Here is a 17,662-nt window from a genome sequence, read left to right on the forward strand (position 1 = left end):
TTATCAATGGCATTGCAAAAAAGAGAGAAAAAACGTGAAGGCGTAACATTTTTGTGGTACGGAGATAGTGCAACAGGAAAGACCCCAACGGGTCTCTCCTTCCCCAATCAGGTTTTGTTCGATAGTGATGGAGGTACAAAGTTCTACGATGAATACAATGACAACATCTTGGTAGAGTCAAACACACTTGTATTTAAAGAATTGAATGATGACCTCGATGACTTAGAAAGCGAAGAAGATCTTTTTGAAAAAGTGGAGACAATTAATATTGATAGTGCTACTCGCTATCATGAAAATCAGAAACACGCTGCGCTAAAAGTTGTTGAACAAAGAGCAAGAAAAAGTGGTCGTCTTCTTGAAGGTGAAGGATTGTCATTTAAAGAGTACGGTGTTATGGGTCTTCATTATGATCGGTTCTTTGCTCGACTGCTTATGTACGTTAAACAGGGTAAGAATCTGTCTTATGTAGCAGAACAAACTGACGAGACAGAAAGCAGAACTGACGCAAGTGGCAATCAAGTAAGTGTAAAAGTTGGAGTTCGCCCGAATCTGCCTAAAGGTAGTAAGTTTGACTTTGATGTAGTGGTTAACACCTTTACGAAAGATGGAAAGTCTTATGGACGTGTCGAGAAGGATAGAACAAAGACATTTAATATTGGAGATATTATTGAAAAGCCTAACTATACTCATTGGAAAGAAGCCATCGAGAAAGCGCAGCTTGGTAGAACTAGAACAAAAGAAGAAATTGTGAGCTTCGATAACATCCTTGATAAAGAGGCATACAATCTTAATTCTGTAGACGGAGACAGCGCTCAAGGTTTGGTTGATGAAATTATGTCAGTTCTTATGCCACTTTCACAAGAGAAAAAAACCAAGTTTCAAGAGTCTTTAGTAGCCAAATATAAGAGCGCTAAATTTAGAGATGAAACTGATCCGGCAAAACTTAAAGATATGCTCAAGATGCTCAAGGCTATTGCTGAGTAATACATAGTTTTGATGAAAGACAGTCTTTATAAAGAAAAATATAGCATATGTAGATAGAATAATAACAATTGATCTCTTTATATAGTAGAAAAGGGGTACTTAAATGAAATTTTTTAATTATTCTGCAGGATCAAACACTGGATACCAAGGTTGGATTGAAGATTGTGGGGGCAATGTGGTGGCATTCATTAAGAATGATGGATTGGTAGTTACAAGTTGGTAAAATAAACATAAAAAAGCCCTGTCATTCTGATGGGGCTACTAAAAAACATAAAACAGGAGGGTGAAAATGGATTATAAAAAAGTTATTGAAAATACCCATTTTTTGATTAACGCCGAACAAGTAGAATACGACAAATGTAATACAGTAATTGGACAAATGGAAATTCATGAAAGAATCGTTAAGTTGCTTGAAATTCAGTTAGAGATCTATAAACAAGTGTTGAGTGCTTTAGACACAAACGTATCTATAGATGATGTTTTTAGAGTAATTGCAACTCATTGGGATAAATACAGTGAAGAAGAAAAGAACTTGTTTACTAAGTTTATGGCAGGAAGCAAACAACAGTAATTTCAACAAATACATAAAACAGGAGGGTGAAATGTTAGAAGTTGTCTTATCTCTACTATTAGCATTATCAGTCGGTAAAACTGGAATAGAAAATGCTAATCAGGCACGAGAAGCGAAAAACACGACCATTAGACAGGATTTAAATGTAACCAAGTTGGTTGAGTCTGAGAGAGTTGAAAAGGAAATTAAGAAGCAAGCTAAGCCGCAAGCAAAAGAAGAAGGCAGTAACAGCAAAAAAGAAGGATACTGGGATACATATACATTGACAGCATATACGGCAAACTACGAATCTACAAGCAAAAAACCAGGTCATCCTGCTTATGGTATTACAGCGAGCGGCGAGGAAGTTAGAGAAAATTACACTTTGGCTTGCCCTAAAGAATTGAAGTTTGGTACAAAAATTTATATTCCTTATTTTGATAATACATATGTATGCACTGATCGTGGGGGAGCGATCCGCAACAAAAGATTAGATGTGTATATGTTTGACTTGCAAAATGCAATGAATTTTGGGAAAAGAAAGTTAGATGTGAAGATTATATATGATTGATAAAAACAACAATAATAATAGTAAGGATTTACGTAAAATAAAACTAGAGGGGAGAAGAGTAGGAAGATTATTGATCCTTGAATATAATAGTAAAAACAAGAGATATCTTTGTATATGCGAGTGTGGAAATTACAAAGAATTAAGATCTGGCGATTTAAATCAATCAAAAGTAAAGTCATGTGGATGCATCCTCAAAGAAAGAACGCCAGATTTGGTAGGTAAAAAAATTAATATGTTGACAGTATTAGAAAAGGTGAGTGAGAGTGGATATAGCTTATTCTTATGTGAGTGTGAATGTGGATCTCAGAAAATCTTTAGAGGAAAAGATCTCAATCAGGACAAAGTTAAGTCTTGCGGCAATCATTATCGCGATTTAATAGGAGAAGCTAATAGCACTCATAAGAAGACTAATACGAGAATTTATAAAATATATCGAGGAATGATGATGCGTTGCTTCGATGAAAATAGTCAGTCTTATCAAGGATACGGTGGTAGAGGTATAAGTGTTTGTTCTGAATGGGCTGACACAGATGGCTTTATGTCCTTTTATAACTGGTCAATGGAAAACGGCTATGACGAAACCCTAACTATTGATAGAATTGACAATGAACGAGGTTACTCTCCATCCAATTGCAGATGGACTACAAGAGAAGTTCAACAAAACAACAGAAGAGGAAATATTCTTTTTACACACGAAGGAGAAACTAAGACATTGGCACAATGGTGTAAAATTTTGAATTTAAAGTATGATACGATATGGAAAAGAATTTATAAATATAATTTTTCATTCGAGAAAGCAATTTTACATCAAATACATAAAAGTAAAAATAATTAAAATGGGTGATGGTAAATGACAAAAACAGTATTGCTGTTAGTTGGTAAATCTGGATCTGGTAAAACAGAAATTGCTAACCTATTCAGACTGAGAGGATATGATGTGCTCCAATCCTACACGACACGCAAACCAAGAAGTGAAGACGAATGGGGTCATCTGTTCTGCAGCGAAGAAGAATATAAACAGTTTAAAGACAACGGCGAGATTGTGGCTTATACGCTGTTTGATGGATATCACTACTTTTCAACCAAAGCTCAAATCTATAACACAGATGTTTATGTGGTTGACCCAGATGGTGTGGACTATCTCAAGGAACAAGTACAAGATATTAAGTTTGTTACAGTGTACCTCAATGTTAATTCAGATGAACGATATAAACGAATGTTGCAGCGTGGAGACAGTGAAGAAAAAGCACATCAGCGACTTGTAAATGATGAATTCAAATTTATTAATCTTACATTTGATTATGCTGTTGCCAACTATGACTTAAGCATTGCATTCGAATTGATTGAATACATAATGGAGTTGGAGACAACGTGAAAAAAAGAATTTCCGTAGATCAAGACCAGGTTCTAGCTAAAACGCTAGAATACTGGCTTGATAAATATAACAATGACTATCATGACTGTCTGATGCCTGAGCAGATAACTGAATGGAACTGGCATCATCTAACTCATCCGAAATGTCAAGAGAAGATTTATGAATATCTGGATGATCCAGACCTATTTCTCAACTTAGCAGTAATGGAGGGGAGTCAAGAAGTATTAAAAGAATTGAGTTATACATATGACATCTATGTTATCAGTGCAGTTTATAACCCCTTAAATATTCTTGCTAAACACACTTGGCTCAAGAAGCACTTCCCTTTCTTAGATGAGAAGAAATTTGTCTTTACACGAGATAAGAGTATTGTGAGAGCTGAATATATGCTCGATGACAAGCCAGGAAACCTAGAGTCATTCTTAGGAGAAGGTAAACTGCTATTTACAGCTCCACACAATCTGAACGAAGACCGTTTTTACCGAGTGAACAATTGGGAAGAAGTAAGAGAAACTTTGTTGGATTGGAAATAGTATGAAACGAGAAAAACTTATTAAGCATATATGCGATAACAGTATCGATGACATGATTAGCAGCGTGATCAAAAATAAATCAGATATTAATCATGTGATTGAGATAAGCAAGGATGCAAGGAAAGAGTTTGGGCTCAAGGTTCAAGAGTTTATAGAGCGACTTGAGTCTATATAAAATTATCATTGATTAGGAGTTGAAGATAGTTGGGTGAAATGGCAGATTATTTTCTAAGTCAAGAAATAGATCGAATTATTTTTGATGATAGACCTTCACACAAACCATTATTAACATGGACTACTTTAGATGGAAAAACTTTAAGATTTGTCGATATGGAAGATACTCATCTCCTTAATTGCATCCATTTAAGCGAGAGAAGAGAAAGATATCGGGGAGAAGAATTCCTGAACAATGCGCCGACATACAGAGGTATGGTGCAAGAGTTAATCAAAAGAAAGAAGCTTAAATATTCATATTTCGATTTAACGATTGATGAGAGGTTGCGAGTTAGAATCTAATAATGGAACTGGAGGCAAAGAAATTGAATCTATGGCAAAGAATTGAGGAGCGAGGACGAGAAGAATTAAAACTAGGTCAGTCATGGCATCTATATTGCGTTGACTTAGATAAAGATGGATATGGTTGGGCTGAAGTTAAGTTTGCAAGAAAAGATACGCAAGGAATCTTCAAGACCGCAGACTCTGCTTTTGGTAATATCAAGTATTTCGATTTGAAATAAAATTAGGATTTCACTGGAAAGGACGGATTAGTTATTAAGTTAATCAAACTAAAAGAAGTAGTTAAAGATTTAGAGAAATTGAAAGAGATTTATGAAGGTTTGCGCTTATTAATTGCAGACCAGGTTAGAGACAAACAAATCACAGAAGCTAGACGAAACTTTGAAAAACTAGAAGGGTTAAAAGCAGCGATTGATCAGATGGAGAATTTAGATGTCCAAATCTAAATGTATCAAATGTGGCGAAGAGATATTTGAATCAGAAACACTGAGTAGATGTCTGAGATGTGGCAAAGCAACAGAACGTGAGGTAAGCGGCAAGGATTACTATAAAAATAATAAGGGTGAGTAATTTGGGGGAAATCACTGTAGTAAAAGATCCAAAAACAGATGTGGGGTTCTGGTTGGATGCATTGAGCAATAAAAATCTAGACCAGGAATCAATCTCTTTGATTAACAAACTTATACATAGAGAGATCAATAATTTTATTAATCCAGTACATTTCTTGATCAAGGAAGAAAATGAATCAAAAAATGCACTTAACTTGAATATTCAACAATTGGCAGAGCAATTGCATCATGATTTAACTAACGATCTTGTACGTGAGAACACAAGCGTAATTGATTCTCTTACTAAGTACTTTAATCAGTAAGTTGTGATAAAAGAAAGATTTGATTTTGAATGGAGAGAGAACTTTGGCGAAAATTATTGAGACAAACTTGTCAATGGTAGATGGTCAAATCCACGACTTTCAATCTAGAGTAATTGAAGTTTCTATTGACTGAGAAAGGAGAGATAGTTATAAAAATACTTGAATGCTCTTCAAAAGGTGACAAACGATACTCAGCCTTTTATGCCAAGGTTAAGGCATGGGGAAAACTAGACTCAATAGAAAATCACTATCAGATGTGTAAGAGGTTTGGTGATTATAGTCCGTCAAACTGGAGGGATGCAAAAGGAAAGCAGCCGACACATATTGAGTTAAAGGATAAAGAGTATGATCTAAAATATTTGTCTCAGTGGTACAAAATGTTGTGGGTGAACTATCTAGACAATCATCCTGAGCTTGTGGAATATGCAAAAGAGTTTGACGACTTTAATGATATCTTCAAAGGAAAGAGTCTCAACTGTCAGGCAGATGTAATTAGACAATACATAAAGCAAGGAAGACAATCTTTAGTAGATGAATACCAGGAATTGATGGCTTTATTTAAAAATAAAAGTAAACAAATAAACAATACTATATCTAAAACTAAAGTTGTTAATAAGTATCATAATGTTCCCTATGACGTATACATTGGACGCGGATCAAAGTGGGGGAATCCCTTCAGTCACATGGATAACACCAAAGCACAATATAAAGTATCTACTAGAGATGAAGCAATCGAGAGATATCGGGAGTGGATCATGACTCAGCCACAATTATTAGAAGACTTATATGAGTTGAGAGGAAGAACGTTATGTTGCTACTGTAAGCCGCAGAGTTGTCATGGCGATGTATTAGCAGAACTAGCAGATAATTTGAATGAGGGAGAATAACCATTTGAACGATGATATCCAGTTCCTAAAAGAATTGCAGAAAGAATTAAATAGTCAAGATAATGATTGCCAAGCAGCTCCGAGATTTTGGGTCATCATGGACTACAGAACCGTCCCAGGACATGAAGATTATGATAGTGGCGAATACGAATATTATCATAATGATGGAGATCACACTGTATTCAGAGGGTTTAATGATCTGAAAGAATTCATAGAAGAATATTATGAGTATGCAATTGATGATGAACTTCGCTGGCACTTAAGTGAATGTGACTTTGAATTTCTATGGCAGTACGTAGAAGACAATTTAAATGAAGATGGATATTTTAGTTCCGTTTTTGTTAAAGAAGAAAGTTTTATTGTGCCAGATACAATGTTCCTAACCAAAGAAGAAGCAAGGCAGCATCTCAAATTAAACCATTATCACTATACAAGTAAGGCACATACATATGCAATGACAGCATGGAGAGCACCAAAAGTTGAACGATTGCTGAAGATATTGAGTGAGTTTAATTTTGATTTGTTGGAAGGAGAATAGCGTTTGAACGAATTGATGGCTTATGTCCAAATGATTAAGCAAATATTAGATAGAGATTATGGAAAGCAGTCAGTTTCATACAATAACGGTCAATGGTATTCAAGAGAGCATAGTAGAAATATCACATATGAAGAGCTGGAAGAATATTTGCTTAAAGTAACAGATCGAGAAGAATACTACGATTGATATAAAGTTGATATTTTATTTAGAAAGGATGAGACAAAAATCAAACAAAGTAATTATAAGCTTTATGTGGTTGTAGTCCAATACTTTGAAACTACAAAAAAATAGCACCTCAGAGCACTTGACAATCAAAGTTTTCCCGTGTGGTTCGTTTGAAGCAGCGCAACAATTTGAAGACTATTATAGAAAAAATATGTCAATCTCTCAGCTATTCAGTGTAGAGATTGCTGAGTGTCCGATTTACGATATTTAAATAAAATCGACATTTCATAAAAGAGGTGAATCTGATGTATTGTTATCTATTTGGAGTCGATGAACACAGAGTTTTTGAGTGGCACAGAACACGCAAAGAAGCAGAAGAAGACCTGATAAGAGAGTTGTTTCTCTATGACATTTGCTATGAAAACCATAAACCTGAATGCGGAGTTGTAACAGATAGAGAATTTTATAGTAGGTTTCCAGAGCACAAGGTAACAATAAGGTCTCGTAGATTAGGAAATAAGCTGTTAGAACGAATAGAAGAAGTTAAAGAATTAAGATAAAGTCAGCATTTTACCAAGAATAAGGAGGGTTAAATGTATAAATGTAAACAAAGTATTATCCTCGAAGATAACTTTGGCGTCGATCATCAATTCCTTAAAGGACACAAATATTCTCTAGAAGATAGCACAGAAGAAAATATTTATGGAATAGGATTTGGATATATTACTATTTCTAAAAAGTCTTGTTATTTTATATCTCAAGATAAGATTGATAAATACTTTAAATGGGAAGAGCCTGTTTATGCAACTGGAAGTTTTGGAGGAAAGAGATTTACCTATTCGTCCATAGATTAATGAAATGAAACTTACAAAAGAGGAGAGATTAAATGAGCAATACTGCATTAGAACGTGAAACTGTCTGTGTGTGCAATGATGAAACAAATGAATGGGAAGTTTATTCTTGCTCTCCTAAGACAATCACAAAAATTAAAAAAGCAGGACTTGATGTTTTGAGAGTCGATGAAAACGGAGGTCATTTTTTCAAAGGTGATTATGGGCAGGTGTCATTTAGAGCCAAAAGCAAACCAAGAGAAATGACCGAAGAGGAAAGACAAGAAAGATCTGAGCGAGCAAAACAAAACTTCTCCAAGAAAAAGGTTGATTGAGATGAAAGAAAACACAACCTATACATATACGTTGGCAGATGTGAGTAATATTGTTGCTGAGAAATTGAAGCAGGAAACAGGTAGGACAGTATACGAGAAGCTGCGTCCAGGGTTTGATAAGAACGGTGAACTGATTTTTGAGTTTGTGTTAGTAATCTGAGTTGAGATAAGGGGATGATTATTTGATCATAAAAAATTCATATAGTTGCGAGAAATGCAGCGAGGAGTTTTCCAGCGAATACTTATGTTATAAACATGAGAAAGAGTGCGGAGTGTTACATAAACACGTTTGCGACAAGTGCGACAAAACAACGTTGTATTCTCTCGATGAAGGACACCGTGAATGGCACTTAAGAAATAAGTGTTGGACGCTTTCTCCAAACCATTATAGAGCTGGATATGGTAGTCGGATGGATGGAAGTGAATTCGTTATTAATATTTGCGATGATTGTCTATTTGACTTCATCGAAAACTGTGTTCATGAAGAACGGTTGCTGGACAGTGGTAGTAATACAGGGAGCTATGCAGACCCTTATTATATGGATGAGGAAGAGTAGATAGAATGGAAGTTTGAGTTGAGATTACAAGGGGAGATGATCAGTATTAAAAAAGTTAAATATGTCGAGTTCATTTTAGAAAACTGTGAGTGCCTTAGAGTGGACGGTCAGTTTATCGGAAACTTTGCTATAGACGACATCAAGAAGAGTATTATGAAACACTACAATAGCATCATTTACCAGGACACCTGTAGCCTCTTTGCGATTGCAATCAACAGAAATGCAAATCGTGATTATCAAGTTTTTGGTATCGAAGTCGAACATCAGAATTTATTCAAGCGATTATCTGAGGGCGATATCTGCTCAGCAAGGATTGTCTATAGCGATGAATCCCTAGATGAAGTTAATGTAGACTGGATTGGTGAGTCAGATTACCACAATGAAGCACAGGACTCATACGTAAGCAAAAATGGAGATTTATACATAGTTATAAATAAAGATAGTAATGTGGAAAAATATTTTGGTTGTTGGGATATTGATCGTCCAGGTATCGCTGATATGATGTGGGACTTGAAATGAGAGTAGTTAATAATAATGAAGAAGCAACAGTGAGTGAAGTATATGAGCTCCTAATACATGCTCCATATGACAGAGGTGTGCCAGAAGAAGTATCTATAAAGACAAAAAGCGGCAAGGAATACAATTATACGGTACACGGTTGGAGAAGAGAGACCAGTGATACGATGACTGTATTTGTTCAAGAGAATAATTGTTAATGAAATGTAAATTTTATTAGAAAAGGAGAGTTGATAATTTGAATCAACCGATAAAACTAATCGCTATTCAAACAAAGGATAAGGTGTATATTTCAGACAACGTTGAAAATTCATCTTATTTTTACACGAAGATCAAGAGTCTAATTTTCGATGGTGTGAAGCCCACTAATACATATAAAAATGATTGGTTTGAGATTGCCTGTGTGCCTGTTGTAATTCAACAGGAATTACCTGCAGAACAAATCAATGTAAGATACGAACTGAAGCCTGCGCACTATCATACAGGGCTTCCAAGGGTGTTGAAGCACTCTGATTTCGATGAAGACACTGGTCAGTATGAATCGGTATATGGGCTATATGAACGCAAGTTTGATCTAACAGAACCTAAACTTGAAAATGTAGCATTTGAATTAAGCGTAATTGCAGAACTTGAAGATTTTGAAGTTGTACGCAGTGATTATCAATTGCAGCATTCTATCCTTGATCGAATCACTACTCATCCCATTTTGTTAACAACTAAGCCGTGCAAACTGACCAGACAAGAAAGCTATGAGATTGTAAGGAAGTATGTTAGACAGAATATTGATCCAAAGTGGGCCAAAGTAACAAGCGATTATGATTTTTGTTTTTCGGTAAGCAAGGAAATCTCGCATGAACCTATCTCATATCAAGTTAACATTGAGAAGAGAAAGCCGAAATACGAGACACGATACAACAGGTCAAGAACTGTGAAGGCGTTTGAGGTTGCTCCAAAAAGATACGATGGATACCCAGTTATTGAGCCTTTTGAAGGAAAGAATGAAGACGATTTAAAGAAAAATATACAGATTTATTTAGATGAGTTGATGCAGGCTATCAACAAGCCTCTTGTCGAGTGTGTACATTGCAAAGGATATGGAGTGATTGAAGATGAAATTTAAGAAAAGTTTCCTAGTGAACGAATTAGACCTGCCCTATACTGCAATGGTCAATGAGATTACCGATACTTCACGCTGGAGTATTCACCATAAGATTGTTTTTGAACATGATGGAAAGTTTTATCAGACACATTATTCGGAAGGTGCTACAGAGATGCAAGAGGAATCTCCGTGGGATAACGAGGACGAAGTGGATTGTGTAGAGGTTGAGTTAAAAGAGGTAAAAGTGATGAAGTGGGTTCCTAAGAAACTTATAGAGGAGAGTAATTAAAATAAGTAAAGAGATCGTATTAAATAACAATATGACTACTATCGTTGATGATGAGGATTACAACTTTTTGAATCAGTGGAAATGGACATATGACAAATGTAAGGGATATGCATATAGAGGGAAAATGACTAATAAGAAACAAAAAATGATTTACATGCATAGAGAAGTAAATAAAACTCCTGAAAAAATGCTCACAGACCATGTTAATGGCGACAAGTTAGATAACAGAAAAGAAAATCTTAGGACGGTTACAATTGGACAAAACAACATGAACCGACATAAATTAAATAATATATCATCGATATACAAGGGTGTTAAAAAAAGAGGGGAGGAAAGGTACTATGCAAGAATAAATAATAATAAAAAAGAAATATATATTGGAACATTTTTGACAGAAGTAGCTGCAGCCAATGCCTATAATTTTTATGCAAAGATATTATTCGGCAAGTATGCTTCCCTAAATAAATGTGAATGTGTAGACTTCGAACAATTTAGGGTTCGAATTAGTAAAACATCTAAGTATACAGGAATCGTTTTTGCACATGGAAAATGGGAGGCAAGAGTTTCACAGGTTTATCTTGGTAGATATGAAACCGAAAAAGAAGCTCTTGAATCGAGAAATTCATATATCACTCAAAACAAATTTTCATCAAATAGACTCAAATTACAGAAATGGGGCGAGTAAAGTGGCAAAGTTATATACATTAACAGAAAAGTACAGAGCGTTTAATCAGTTTATTGACGATGTGTGGGACAATGAGGGCTTAACGGAAGATGATATGCAAATGTATATTGAAACTCTTGAATCTATTGAAGATGAGATTTCAGTGAAAACAGAAAATATTGTCAAGCTACTAAAAAATATCGACTCGGACATTAAAGCTCTCAAGGATGAAGAGGAACGGTTGACTAAGAAGCGTAAAGCATTACAGAACAAGCACGACAACATTAAGAATTATATGAAGACGATGCTTGAATCCAGTGATAAAAACACTGTCAATGCTGGACTATTTAAAGTTAGACTGCAAAAGAGCAATCCTTCACTTAATGTAATTGACGCTACTTTGATTCCTGATACATATAAAATTGCTCAAGATCCAAAGATTGATTCCAAAGGCATTCTTGCTGCAGTTAAAAACGGTGAGAAAATTGATGGAGTACAGCTTATCACAGATAAGAAACACTTAGTTATCTCATAAAAATAAACATATACAAACAAATTAAATGGTGGTATAATGACTTTAGTGGAGTTGTTAGCCATCATTTTATTATAAGGAGACAGAACAGGTATGGGAGAACACAATGAAATCACAGTTTAATAAAGAAAGAGACATCGAACAAGCAAAGGAGTTTGGAATCAAGTTAGAGGAAGACCCGAATAATCCAGGCGAGTATGTTGCTAGCTATGATGATTCAGGTAAAAGCAGTTTTATAGGTTGGTTAATGTCAGATTAATTACTTGAAGAGAACAGCACACTTACATATTGTGACGGTCAGAAAGTTATGCTTGGTGACATATTTGTTGAAGAAGGATTGCAGAACAGTCCTTACGGAGATGTATCATACGTTTATCGTATCAACGAAGATGGGACTATAGATAATTGCTTTGCTTCAAATTTTGCATATAAGGCAAATAATTATCACTTTGACTCAAACATTAGCAGATTGGTCAAGCGTAATGGAGAATTGATTAATCCCTTGTGGGGGTAGATTTAAAAAATTAAAATACATAGGAGGTAACTATGAGTAGCAACATTAGTGTGTCGTATGAAATTATTATGGCAGGGAAACAAGAGGAGTATATACAGCTTGAAATTGAACATCAGCAATTAAAAGATAAACTGTGGGAATTAGGTAGCACTCAAAAGAAATGGTTTGGTAAGATGGAAGGCATCGTAAATAAGTATGGTCACAAAATAGCCTATGATTATGAAGGCTTTATAGCCGCTCATAATTATGAAGATTTTAGAAAACTCAAGGCATGGAAAGATATTGTGATTTTAAAAAGTTATGTTGATGAAGCACTTGAAAGAGAGGGGCTTATTCAGGAGTTAAACATTAAATACATAGATATCAGAGAAAAGATTGAAGAAATATATGCGCAATGTGGATTAGAAGACTTGTATTTTGGTTGATGAAAGAGTTCTTTGATTAAGATACCAATGGGAGGATTATGAAATGAAAAGAGATAATTGGTTTGTAACAGAGTATGCTGCAAGATCTGCAGGTAAACCAGATCGCTGTTTTTATTGCAATAGTATGATTGGAGAATTACATAAAACTGAATGTGTAATAAGAATAAAGACTGCTGTAATGGACTTCACTATTAGAATGGTGGTTGATGTGCCTGAGTTTTGGAAGCCCGAGGATATTGAATTTAGATATAACGAAGGTTCTTGGTGTGCTGATAACCTTATTGACATGATTAAAAAAGAAGAAGGTGACTGTTTATGCTCTCATGTTCAAGCTGAGTATGTTAGAGATGCTACTATAGAAGATGAAGAAACATGGGGTGCGGTTAGGGTTAATGAATTAGAATCTTAATAACAATAAAAGGGTTGTTTCATTAAAATAAAAATACTAAAGGAGATACCTACATGTTCAAAGTCATCAGAGACAGATATTATTCGATTAAAGATGGAGTGTCCAACCTAATCAAATGGCTCCCGATTATTTGGAGCGACAGAGATTGGGATCAGGAATACTTATACATAATTGTACATAAGAAACTCGAACACATGGAAGAGTTCTTCAGAAGTGACAATACCTTTACTGCCGAAGCAATCAGCGTTGCCGATGAGATTAAAGAAGCTAAAGACCTACTGTACAACAAAATCAATTCAACTCACACAAGTAAAGTTGACTTCGATACGAGAGAATTCATACATCTTGATAATAATAAGTTGAACATAGACAGGAGCGATGGTAACTATGAGGCTTGGTTACAATCAATGAATGCTGCTGAGATACAGGAGACCAGCGATATGAAAAGATCCTTTGACATTATCGCCAACAAATCTAAAGGCTGGTGGGATTAATGGGATATAAGGGATTTTAATTAAAATTTGTAAAACAAATAAGGAGTAGGGGTCAATGTTAAAAGTATGGATGCAAATGAATTCAATTATCTTTTTTATTCTGATGTTTTTTGAGTTGCTTATGATGATCAATTCAGAGCTATCATTTCCTATTAATCCATGGTGGTTAATGTGTGTTCCAAGTATTGCGGCTGCAATAGCCATTGTATTGAATAAGTATGGAAAGAGGCACTGGTTTGAAGAACGGTAATGACCAAGAAAGGTAGAGCAAAATGAGGAACAGAGATAAGTTATTTTTAGGCAGCATCTATAAATACCAATATAAGAATACCTCTGACATTGTGATATTAAAGGCTGTATACGAGAAGGATGGGTCTGAATGGTGTTATTGCGTAAGCAGTGATGGCATAAGAGAGTATGAGTGCAAGAGGCAGCATTTATTAAGTCGGTAAGATGTGATTAAGGTCTACTTTAAGAGAAAACACAAAAGGGGATGAAAAGAGTGGAATTAGACGAAAAAAAGATGAGCAAGCAAATTGATGATTATTTTGAAAAAACATCAAGAGAACAACTGATCATTGATTTGTTTGAAACCGATTCGATTAATTTTTTTGAAAATGCCGAAGAAATCATGGCAGAGTATCGTGAAATAATTAAGAATAATACTTAGTAAAAGGCACGTTTCATCTGGTTTTGTAGTGAGAAAAACAGAGTAAATGAGAGAAAATAAGAGTATAAGGGAGATTAAGAAATGAACAAAGAACAGACAGAGATGCTAATGAAAGAGAAAGAAGATTACAACTATCGATGTCTTGATTCAATGATGAATTCACTTTTTGATTTAGCCAATGAGCTACATGATAGATTAGAAGAAGACGAAGAATTAACAGATGCAGAGGAAAGGTTTGTGCGGAACTTCGATGCTTACGTTGGTTCCTGTTGTGAACTCAGTGATATGGAGGAAGCAAATAATGATTGAAAAGTTAGTACACAATTGCTGGTTATCGATTGAAGGTAAGGATGTGAAGAAAGAAGATGTCATCAGATACATAACCGATAGAAGCATTGTATATAAAGTTGAACAAGATCCTTATATGACTGGTTTCGGAGTCTATAATTTTGCATTGTCCGAAACAACAGGTTATCGTGCAGAGTGTCCTATTAATTACGAATATTATAGATGTAGCTCTAAGGAACATGGAGCAAGTTGTGACACTTGTTGCAATTGGAATCCAGAGGATGCAGATAAAGTTCAATTGATTGATCCAAATAAATAACAATAGTGAGGTGTATAAAATGAATCAGGAAGAGTTCAATGAACAATATAAACAGCCTGTAGACTTAGACGAAGTTCATGCGGCATTACAAAGATTCATTAATGGCAAGGGAAGGCTATGTGTTCCTGCAAGGCCTGATGACGATGATATGTTAATTTGTCGATTGATGTATGAAGTAAAAAAGTACAGAAAGGCTTCAAACAAGGTTAGTGCAGCAATTCCTTTTAGTGAAATGAGCGAACGAGCTCAAATTGAGACAATTGCGGCAATGAAAGATGAGTAGATATGAATACGCATTATTAAAATTAATAAAAAAAGCGAGGTGTTATATTTGAGTTTAACATTAATGAAGCAGCAGTATGAACAAGTTAAAGTAGATTACAATAATACGTCTTCACCCATTGCCAGAAGAGGCATTCACGAAGAGATGAAAAGGCTTAAAAAGAAAATTGATGATGAGGAAAGAAGACTAAACTCCAATTTGGAAATAGTAAATATTAACGGCGCGGAATATAAAATGCCAGCCAGGTATCAACATTATCAACATGAAAATCGATATACCTTTGAGGTTAAAGATAGTTGCTTATACATATTCGATAAGATGAAGACGGATAAAGATGGTAGCTTCCATATATGGTGTCATGTATGGATACCTCAACAAGAAAACAAATATGTAGATCTTCTTGTTCGTATTTTAGGTGGAGATATGTATGGTGAACGATATTTTCTAGAGGCTAGTTATTATAAACATCCATCAGATACATTCTCTTACTTGAACAAGGTCATCAGGACGGATAACTATGGATACAAACCATATTATACTTATGTAATTGATAAGATGGGCTTCAAACGAGTTAAACATAACTGGGATACGAATAAAATTGAATGGAAAGATGGGGGCAAGCAATGATTGAAAAATAAAATAAGCGTTACTGTAAAGGAGTTTCAGGAGCTTCAACGTTTGGCAGATATAGTTAATGATAGATGCGAGCCTTCGTATATCAGAAGAATGGCAAAAGTACAATATGAAGCCATTCTCCGTCTAGCAAAATACCGTGCTGGTGATATTTAAGATGCATATTATAATGAAGTACATATTTTAAGGAGAAGTGGAGGATTGTATGATTGATAACTTAATAGTTTGGTCAAATGATTATAGAAAGCGAGCCAAAGAAGTAATTGACATCTTAATCTATCATCACATTCTGCCAGAGGATTCACTTAGAGCAGAGGGCAGAATTCAGGCAATTGAAGATGTTTTGAAATTTATTGAAGACAAAAAAACAATAGAATGCTGTAGACATTGCACCGGTATGCCATTGGTTGATAGGGAACCTTTAATGTGTAGTCAAACAAGTGATTATAGTGTGTTTATTAACAGATGTAATTATTTAGAGGATAGCATAGTTGGTGGGAGTGCTCCACATTCGTTATACGGCGTAAAAATAAATTTTTGCCCTGTGTGTGGAAGAACGTTGTAGTTCGGATCAAATGAACAATTCATAGAGAGGGGAGTAAACAATTGAAAGTTAACTCAGGTGGAATCTGCTGGAACTGCAAGCATTTTGAGCACGAATGCAATGTGGCAGAGGATGATTATGAATGTGCTGAGCGATGTTATTCAAATATAAGTGAGGTTATAGAGCGATTTTTTGATGAAGATGAGATCAAAGAATGTATAGGATTCGAGAAAGATTGTTGAAAAGTAAACTCTTTACATAGAAAGGAATATATATATGAACCAATTAGAAAATGCGATTGTTTTGGCGACAAGCACTCATTATGGACAGGTAGATAAGGGCGGCCTGCCGTATATTTTGCATCCACTCAGAGTTATGATGCAAATGGATACAGAAGATGAGCGTATTGTAGCAGTCTTGCATGATGTCATTGAGGATTCAAATGTGACGATTAAATATCTTGCTAAGATAGGATTATCATCTGAGGTGTGTGAGGCGATTGAGGCTTTGACTAGGAGAGAAAATGAGAGTTACATGCAATTTATTGAACGCTGCAAGCAGAATCCATTGGCTCGAAAAGTTAAGACTCAAGATATTTATGACAACTTAAGTTTGAGCAGAATTGTTGAGCCGACTAAGGAGGATTATGATCGGCAGAAGAAATACAATAAGGCACTGAGGTTGTTATTAGGATGAGAAATTGGTTCTATGGAACAAATCAGATTAAATAATTACCACTTGCATAAAGAGCATTTGTTCGGTATATAATATATACAAACAAATGTTCTTATTTGATAGAGGTGGAATATGGGTAAACTGCAAAACGTTGAAGACATACGGCTAGTAAAAAGCTATTTGGTGCTACCAGTGACCTTGGAGATTATTGAACGCAATCTGAAACTGATCAAGCTACATAATTTCAAGTTATCTGAGGTTTTCGTGGGGCATCTGATTAACTTGAGGAATAAGGTCAACCTGGAATACTATAACGTAAAACAAGAAATGAAGCGCTTGGGTATCAAAGTGTTCGAGGAGAGTCGTACTGATGAAGGTATTACAGGTAAATATCTGTGCCGGGGCTATCAGCACGAGATGACTTTGTTGTGGATGAATATCAAAAGTGAATGCGAAGTGAAAGTAGCTGCTATGCTAGATGTGGATCTGAGCAAGGTGGAATATGATTAAGGGAATATTACAGTAAGGAATAATAAATAAACATATTTAAACTATTTACATGTGCAGGATGATGGTGTATACTGAAAACAGATACA

The 17,662-nt window shown here is 35.2% G+C and carries 36 protein-coding genes; all 36 read left to right on the top strand.

Going from position 1 to position 17,662, the window contains the following annotated elements; genetic code table 11:
* The first annotated feature begins 6 nt into the window (after positions 1-6).
* The 36 genes from ACH6EH_RS07020 (at position 7) to ACH6EH_RS07195 (ending at position 17,576) form a co-directional block, all read left to right on the top strand.
* Entirely contained in the window at positions 7-984 is a 978-nt protein-coding gene (locus ACH6EH_RS07020) for an AAA family ATPase (protein ID WP_397331720.1), read from the top strand.
* 289 nt (positions 985-1,273) lie between these two features.
* Complete coding sequence (locus ACH6EH_RS07025; protein WP_397331721.1) at positions 1,274-1,555, top strand: hypothetical protein; 282 nt, start codon at positions 1,274-1,276, stop codon at positions 1,553-1,555.
* Between the two features lie 31 nt (positions 1,556-1,586).
* Positions 1,587-2,105 carry a 3D domain-containing protein gene (locus ACH6EH_RS07030; RefSeq protein WP_397331722.1) on the top strand — a complete coding sequence of 173 codons (519 nt, stop codon included), beginning with the start codon at positions 1,587-1,589 and terminating at the stop codon, positions 2,103-2,105.
* On the top strand, positions 2,098-2,940 hold the full coding sequence (locus ACH6EH_RS07035; RefSeq protein WP_397331723.1) for a hypothetical protein: 843 nt from the start codon (positions 2,098-2,100) through the stop codon (positions 2,938-2,940). The genes ACH6EH_RS07030 and ACH6EH_RS07035 overlap by 8 nt, the downstream gene beginning before the upstream one ends.
* A 15-nt stretch (positions 2,941-2,955) precedes the next feature.
* The gene (locus ACH6EH_RS07040; protein WP_397331724.1) at positions 2,956-3,480 is read left to right on the top strand and encodes an AAA family ATPase; all 525 of its coding nucleotides are present in this window, start codon (positions 2,956-2,958) and stop codon (positions 3,478-3,480) included.
* Positions 3,477-4,013, top strand: coding sequence for a 5' nucleotidase, NT5C type (locus ACH6EH_RS07045; RefSeq protein ID WP_397331725.1), 537 nt, complete (start codon positions 3,477-3,479; stop codon positions 4,011-4,013). Before ACH6EH_RS07040 ends, ACH6EH_RS07045 begins: the two co-directional genes overlap by 4 nt.
* Before the next feature lies 1 nt (position 4,014).
* A complete protein-coding gene (locus tag ACH6EH_RS07050) occupies positions 4,015-4,188 on the top strand; it encodes a hypothetical protein (RefSeq protein ID WP_397331726.1) in 174 nt (57 codons plus the stop codon).
* Between the two features lie 29 nt (positions 4,189-4,217).
* A complete protein-coding gene (locus tag ACH6EH_RS07055; RefSeq protein ID WP_397331727.1) occupies positions 4,218-4,529 on the top strand; it encodes a hypothetical protein in 312 nt (103 codons plus the stop codon).
* A 23-nt stretch (positions 4,530-4,552) separates the two neighbouring features.
* Positions 4,553-4,750, top strand: coding sequence for a hypothetical protein (locus tag ACH6EH_RS07060; RefSeq protein ID WP_397331728.1), 198 nt, complete (start codon positions 4,553-4,555; stop codon positions 4,748-4,750).
* 78 nt (positions 4,751-4,828) lie between these two features.
* The gene (locus tag ACH6EH_RS07065) at positions 4,829-4,975 is read left to right on the top strand and encodes a hypothetical protein (protein WP_397331729.1); all 147 of its coding nucleotides are present in this window, start codon (positions 4,829-4,831) and stop codon (positions 4,973-4,975) included.
* Between the two features lie 116 nt (positions 4,976-5,091).
* Positions 5,092-5,400: a hypothetical protein gene (locus ACH6EH_RS07070; protein ID WP_397331730.1), complete on the top strand. Its 309-nt coding sequence runs from the start codon at positions 5,092-5,094 to the stop codon at positions 5,398-5,400.
* 125 nt (positions 5,401-5,525) lie between these two features.
* The gene (locus tag ACH6EH_RS07075) at positions 5,526-6,287 is read left to right on the top strand and encodes a DUF4326 domain-containing protein (RefSeq protein ID WP_397331731.1); all 762 of its coding nucleotides are present in this window, start codon (positions 5,526-5,528) and stop codon (positions 6,285-6,287) included.
* Positions 6,288-6,291: 4 nt separating this feature from the next.
* The gene (locus ACH6EH_RS07080; RefSeq protein WP_397331732.1) at positions 6,292-6,825 is read left to right on the top strand and encodes a hypothetical protein; all 534 of its coding nucleotides are present in this window, start codon (positions 6,292-6,294) and stop codon (positions 6,823-6,825) included.
* A 3-nt stretch (positions 6,826-6,828) separates the two neighbouring features.
* The gene (locus ACH6EH_RS07085; protein ID WP_397331733.1) at positions 6,829-7,011 is read left to right on the top strand and encodes a hypothetical protein; all 183 of its coding nucleotides are present in this window, start codon (positions 6,829-6,831) and stop codon (positions 7,009-7,011) included.
* A 572-nt stretch (positions 7,012-7,583) separates the two neighbouring features.
* On the top strand, positions 7,584-7,844 hold the full coding sequence (locus ACH6EH_RS07090) for a hypothetical protein (protein ID WP_397331734.1): 261 nt from the start codon (positions 7,584-7,586) through the stop codon (positions 7,842-7,844).
* 32 nt (positions 7,845-7,876) lie between these two features.
* Complete coding sequence (locus ACH6EH_RS07095; RefSeq protein WP_397331735.1) at positions 7,877-8,155, top strand: hypothetical protein; 279 nt, start codon at positions 7,877-7,879, stop codon at positions 8,153-8,155.
* A gap of 593 nt (positions 8,156-8,748) precedes the next feature.
* Positions 8,749-9,231, top strand: a complete 483-nt coding sequence (locus ACH6EH_RS07100) for a hypothetical protein (protein WP_397331736.1) — start codon at positions 8,749-8,751, stop codon at positions 9,229-9,231.
* Positions 9,228-9,428, top strand: a complete 201-nt coding sequence (locus tag ACH6EH_RS07105) for a hypothetical protein (protein WP_397331737.1) — start codon at positions 9,228-9,230, stop codon at positions 9,426-9,428. The genes ACH6EH_RS07100 and ACH6EH_RS07105 overlap by 4 nt, the downstream gene beginning before the upstream one ends.
* Positions 9,429-9,466: 38 nt before the next feature.
* Positions 9,467-10,348, top strand: a complete 882-nt coding sequence (locus tag ACH6EH_RS07110; RefSeq protein WP_397331738.1) for a hypothetical protein — start codon at positions 9,467-9,469, stop codon at positions 10,346-10,348.
* Positions 10,338-10,616 (top strand): hypothetical protein, encoded by a 279-nt coding sequence (locus tag ACH6EH_RS07115; protein ID WP_397331739.1) that lies wholly within the window; start codon positions 10,338-10,340, stop codon positions 10,614-10,616. The genes ACH6EH_RS07110 and ACH6EH_RS07115 overlap by 11 nt, the downstream gene beginning before the upstream one ends.
* A gap of 31 nt (positions 10,617-10,647) precedes the next feature.
* Positions 10,648-11,301 (top strand): HNH endonuclease, encoded by a 654-nt coding sequence (locus tag ACH6EH_RS07120; protein ID WP_397331740.1) that lies wholly within the window; start codon positions 10,648-10,650, stop codon positions 11,299-11,301.
* 1 nt (position 11,302) lies between these two features.
* Positions 11,303-11,815 carry a siphovirus Gp157 family protein gene (locus tag ACH6EH_RS07125; protein WP_397331741.1) on the top strand — a complete coding sequence of 171 codons (513 nt, stop codon included), beginning with the start codon at positions 11,303-11,305 and terminating at the stop codon, positions 11,813-11,815.
* A gap of 103 nt (positions 11,816-11,918) precedes the next feature.
* Positions 11,919-12,071: a hypothetical protein gene (locus tag ACH6EH_RS07130; protein WP_397331742.1), complete on the top strand. Its 153-nt coding sequence runs from the start codon at positions 11,919-11,921 to the stop codon at positions 12,069-12,071.
* A gap of 287 nt (positions 12,072-12,358) precedes the next feature.
* On the top strand, positions 12,359-12,751 hold the full coding sequence (locus tag ACH6EH_RS07135; protein ID WP_397331743.1) for a hypothetical protein: 393 nt from the start codon (positions 12,359-12,361) through the stop codon (positions 12,749-12,751).
* A gap of 43 nt (positions 12,752-12,794) precedes the next feature.
* On the top strand, positions 12,795-13,160 hold the full coding sequence (locus tag ACH6EH_RS07140; RefSeq protein WP_397331744.1) for a hypothetical protein: 366 nt from the start codon (positions 12,795-12,797) through the stop codon (positions 13,158-13,160).
* 53 nt (positions 13,161-13,213) lie between these two features.
* Positions 13,214-13,654: a hypothetical protein gene (locus tag ACH6EH_RS07145; RefSeq protein WP_397331745.1), complete on the top strand. Its 441-nt coding sequence runs from the start codon at positions 13,214-13,216 to the stop codon at positions 13,652-13,654.
* Positions 13,655-13,709: 55 nt separating this feature from the next.
* Positions 13,710-13,904, top strand: a complete 195-nt coding sequence (locus tag ACH6EH_RS07150) for a hypothetical protein (protein WP_397331746.1) — start codon at positions 13,710-13,712, stop codon at positions 13,902-13,904.
* A gap of 273 nt (positions 13,905-14,177) precedes the next feature.
* Positions 14,178-14,324, top strand: a complete 147-nt coding sequence (locus ACH6EH_RS07155) for a hypothetical protein (protein WP_397331747.1) — start codon at positions 14,178-14,180, stop codon at positions 14,322-14,324.
* An 81-nt stretch (positions 14,325-14,405) separates the two neighbouring features.
* On the top strand, positions 14,406-14,633 hold the full coding sequence (locus tag ACH6EH_RS07160; protein ID WP_397331748.1) for a hypothetical protein: 228 nt from the start codon (positions 14,406-14,408) through the stop codon (positions 14,631-14,633).
* Positions 14,626-14,931 (top strand): hypothetical protein, encoded by a 306-nt coding sequence (locus ACH6EH_RS07165; protein WP_397331749.1) that lies wholly within the window; start codon positions 14,626-14,628, stop codon positions 14,929-14,931. Before ACH6EH_RS07160 ends, ACH6EH_RS07165 begins: the two co-directional genes overlap by 8 nt.
* Before the next feature lie 19 nt (positions 14,932-14,950).
* A complete protein-coding gene (locus ACH6EH_RS07170; protein ID WP_397331750.1) occupies positions 14,951-15,214 on the top strand; it encodes a hypothetical protein in 264 nt (87 codons plus the stop codon).
* Positions 15,215-15,277: 63 nt separating this feature from the next.
* Positions 15,278-15,841 carry a hypothetical protein gene (locus ACH6EH_RS07175; protein WP_397331751.1) on the top strand — a complete coding sequence of 188 codons (564 nt, stop codon included), beginning with the start codon at positions 15,278-15,280 and terminating at the stop codon, positions 15,839-15,841.
* Positions 15,842-16,003, top strand: a complete 162-nt coding sequence (locus tag ACH6EH_RS07180) for a hypothetical protein (protein ID WP_397331752.1) — start codon at positions 15,842-15,844, stop codon at positions 16,001-16,003.
* 49 nt (positions 16,004-16,052) lie between these two features.
* Entirely contained in the window at positions 16,053-16,412 is a 360-nt protein-coding gene (locus tag ACH6EH_RS07185) for a hypothetical protein (protein ID WP_397331753.1), read from the top strand.
* A gap of 255 nt (positions 16,413-16,667) precedes the next feature.
* Positions 16,668-17,087, top strand: a complete 420-nt coding sequence (locus tag ACH6EH_RS07190) for a GTP pyrophosphokinase (RefSeq protein WP_397331754.1) — start codon at positions 16,668-16,670, stop codon at positions 17,085-17,087.
* Positions 17,088-17,198: 111 nt separating this feature from the next.
* Positions 17,199-17,576, top strand: a complete 378-nt coding sequence (locus ACH6EH_RS07195) for a YhjD family protein (protein ID WP_397331755.1) — start codon at positions 17,199-17,201, stop codon at positions 17,574-17,576.
* The last annotated feature ends 86 nt before the right edge of the window (positions 17,577-17,662 follow it).

Origin of the sequence: Paenibacillus sp. JSM ZJ436, from assembly GCF_044383795.1 — a bacterium.
Lineage (GTDB): Bacteria > Bacillota > Bacilli > Paenibacillales > Paenibacillaceae > Paenibacillus_AQ > Paenibacillus_AQ algicola.

Excerpts from the sequence above, each read along its gene's own strand:
- ACH6EH_RS07020 (WP_397331720.1), top strand. The coding sequence starts at position 7 with ATGGCATTGCAAAAAAGAGAGAAAAAACGTGAAGGCGTAACATTTTTG.
- ACH6EH_RS07025 (WP_397331721.1), top strand. The coding sequence starts at position 1,274 with ATGGATTATAAAAAAGTTATTGAAAATACCCATTTTTTGATTAACGCC.
- ACH6EH_RS07030 (WP_397331722.1), top strand. The coding sequence starts at position 1,587 with ATGTTAGAAGTTGTCTTATCTCTACTATTAGCATTATCAGTCGGTAAA.
- ACH6EH_RS07035 (WP_397331723.1), top strand. The coding sequence starts at position 2,098 with ATGATTGATAAAAACAACAATAATAATAGTAAGGATTTACGTAAAATA.
- ACH6EH_RS07040 (WP_397331724.1), top strand. The coding sequence starts at position 2,956 with ATGACAAAAACAGTATTGCTGTTAGTTGGTAAATCTGGATCTGGTAAA.
- ACH6EH_RS07050 (WP_397331726.1), top strand. The coding sequence starts at position 4,015 with ATGAAACGAGAAAAACTTATTAAGCATATATGCGATAACAGTATCGAT.
- ACH6EH_RS07090 (WP_397331734.1), top strand. The coding sequence starts at position 7,584 with ATGTATAAATGTAAACAAAGTATTATCCTCGAAGATAACTTTGGCGTC.
- ACH6EH_RS07095 (WP_397331735.1), top strand. The coding sequence starts at position 7,877 with ATGAGCAATACTGCATTAGAACGTGAAACTGTCTGTGTGTGCAATGAT.
- ACH6EH_RS07100 (WP_397331736.1), top strand. The coding sequence starts at position 8,749 with ATGATCAGTATTAAAAAAGTTAAATATGTCGAGTTCATTTTAGAAAAC.
- ACH6EH_RS07105 (WP_397331737.1), top strand. The coding sequence starts at position 9,228 with ATGAGAGTAGTTAATAATAATGAAGAAGCAACAGTGAGTGAAGTATAT.
- ACH6EH_RS07115 (WP_397331739.1), top strand. The coding sequence starts at position 10,338 with ATGAAATTTAAGAAAAGTTTCCTAGTGAACGAATTAGACCTGCCCTAT.
- ACH6EH_RS07120 (WP_397331740.1), top strand. The coding sequence starts at position 10,648 with ATGACTACTATCGTTGATGATGAGGATTACAACTTTTTGAATCAGTGG.
- ACH6EH_RS07130 (WP_397331742.1), top strand. The coding sequence starts at position 11,919 with ATGAAATCACAGTTTAATAAAGAAAGAGACATCGAACAAGCAAAGGAG.
- ACH6EH_RS07135 (WP_397331743.1), top strand. The coding sequence starts at position 12,359 with ATGAGTAGCAACATTAGTGTGTCGTATGAAATTATTATGGCAGGGAAA.
- ACH6EH_RS07140 (WP_397331744.1), top strand. The coding sequence starts at position 12,795 with ATGAAAAGAGATAATTGGTTTGTAACAGAGTATGCTGCAAGATCTGCA.
- ACH6EH_RS07145 (WP_397331745.1), top strand. The coding sequence starts at position 13,214 with ATGTTCAAAGTCATCAGAGACAGATATTATTCGATTAAAGATGGAGTG.
- ACH6EH_RS07150 (WP_397331746.1), top strand. The coding sequence starts at position 13,710 with ATGTTAAAAGTATGGATGCAAATGAATTCAATTATCTTTTTTATTCTG.
- ACH6EH_RS07155 (WP_397331747.1), top strand. The coding sequence starts at position 14,178 with ATGAGCAAGCAAATTGATGATTATTTTGAAAAAACATCAAGAGAACAA.
- ACH6EH_RS07160 (WP_397331748.1), top strand. The coding sequence starts at position 14,406 with ATGAACAAAGAACAGACAGAGATGCTAATGAAAGAGAAAGAAGATTAC.
- ACH6EH_RS07165 (WP_397331749.1), top strand. The coding sequence starts at position 14,626 with ATGATTGAAAAGTTAGTACACAATTGCTGGTTATCGATTGAAGGTAAG.
- ACH6EH_RS07170 (WP_397331750.1), top strand. The coding sequence starts at position 14,951 with ATGAATCAGGAAGAGTTCAATGAACAATATAAACAGCCTGTAGACTTA.
- ACH6EH_RS07175 (WP_397331751.1), top strand. The coding sequence starts at position 15,278 with ATGAAGCAGCAGTATGAACAAGTTAAAGTAGATTACAATAATACGTCT.
- ACH6EH_RS07185 (WP_397331753.1), top strand. The coding sequence starts at position 16,053 with ATGATTGATAACTTAATAGTTTGGTCAAATGATTATAGAAAGCGAGCC.
- ACH6EH_RS07190 (WP_397331754.1), top strand. The coding sequence starts at position 16,668 with ATGAACCAATTAGAAAATGCGATTGTTTTGGCGACAAGCACTCATTAT.
- ACH6EH_RS07195 (WP_397331755.1), top strand. The coding sequence starts at position 17,199 with ATGGGTAAACTGCAAAACGTTGAAGACATACGGCTAGTAAAAAGCTAT.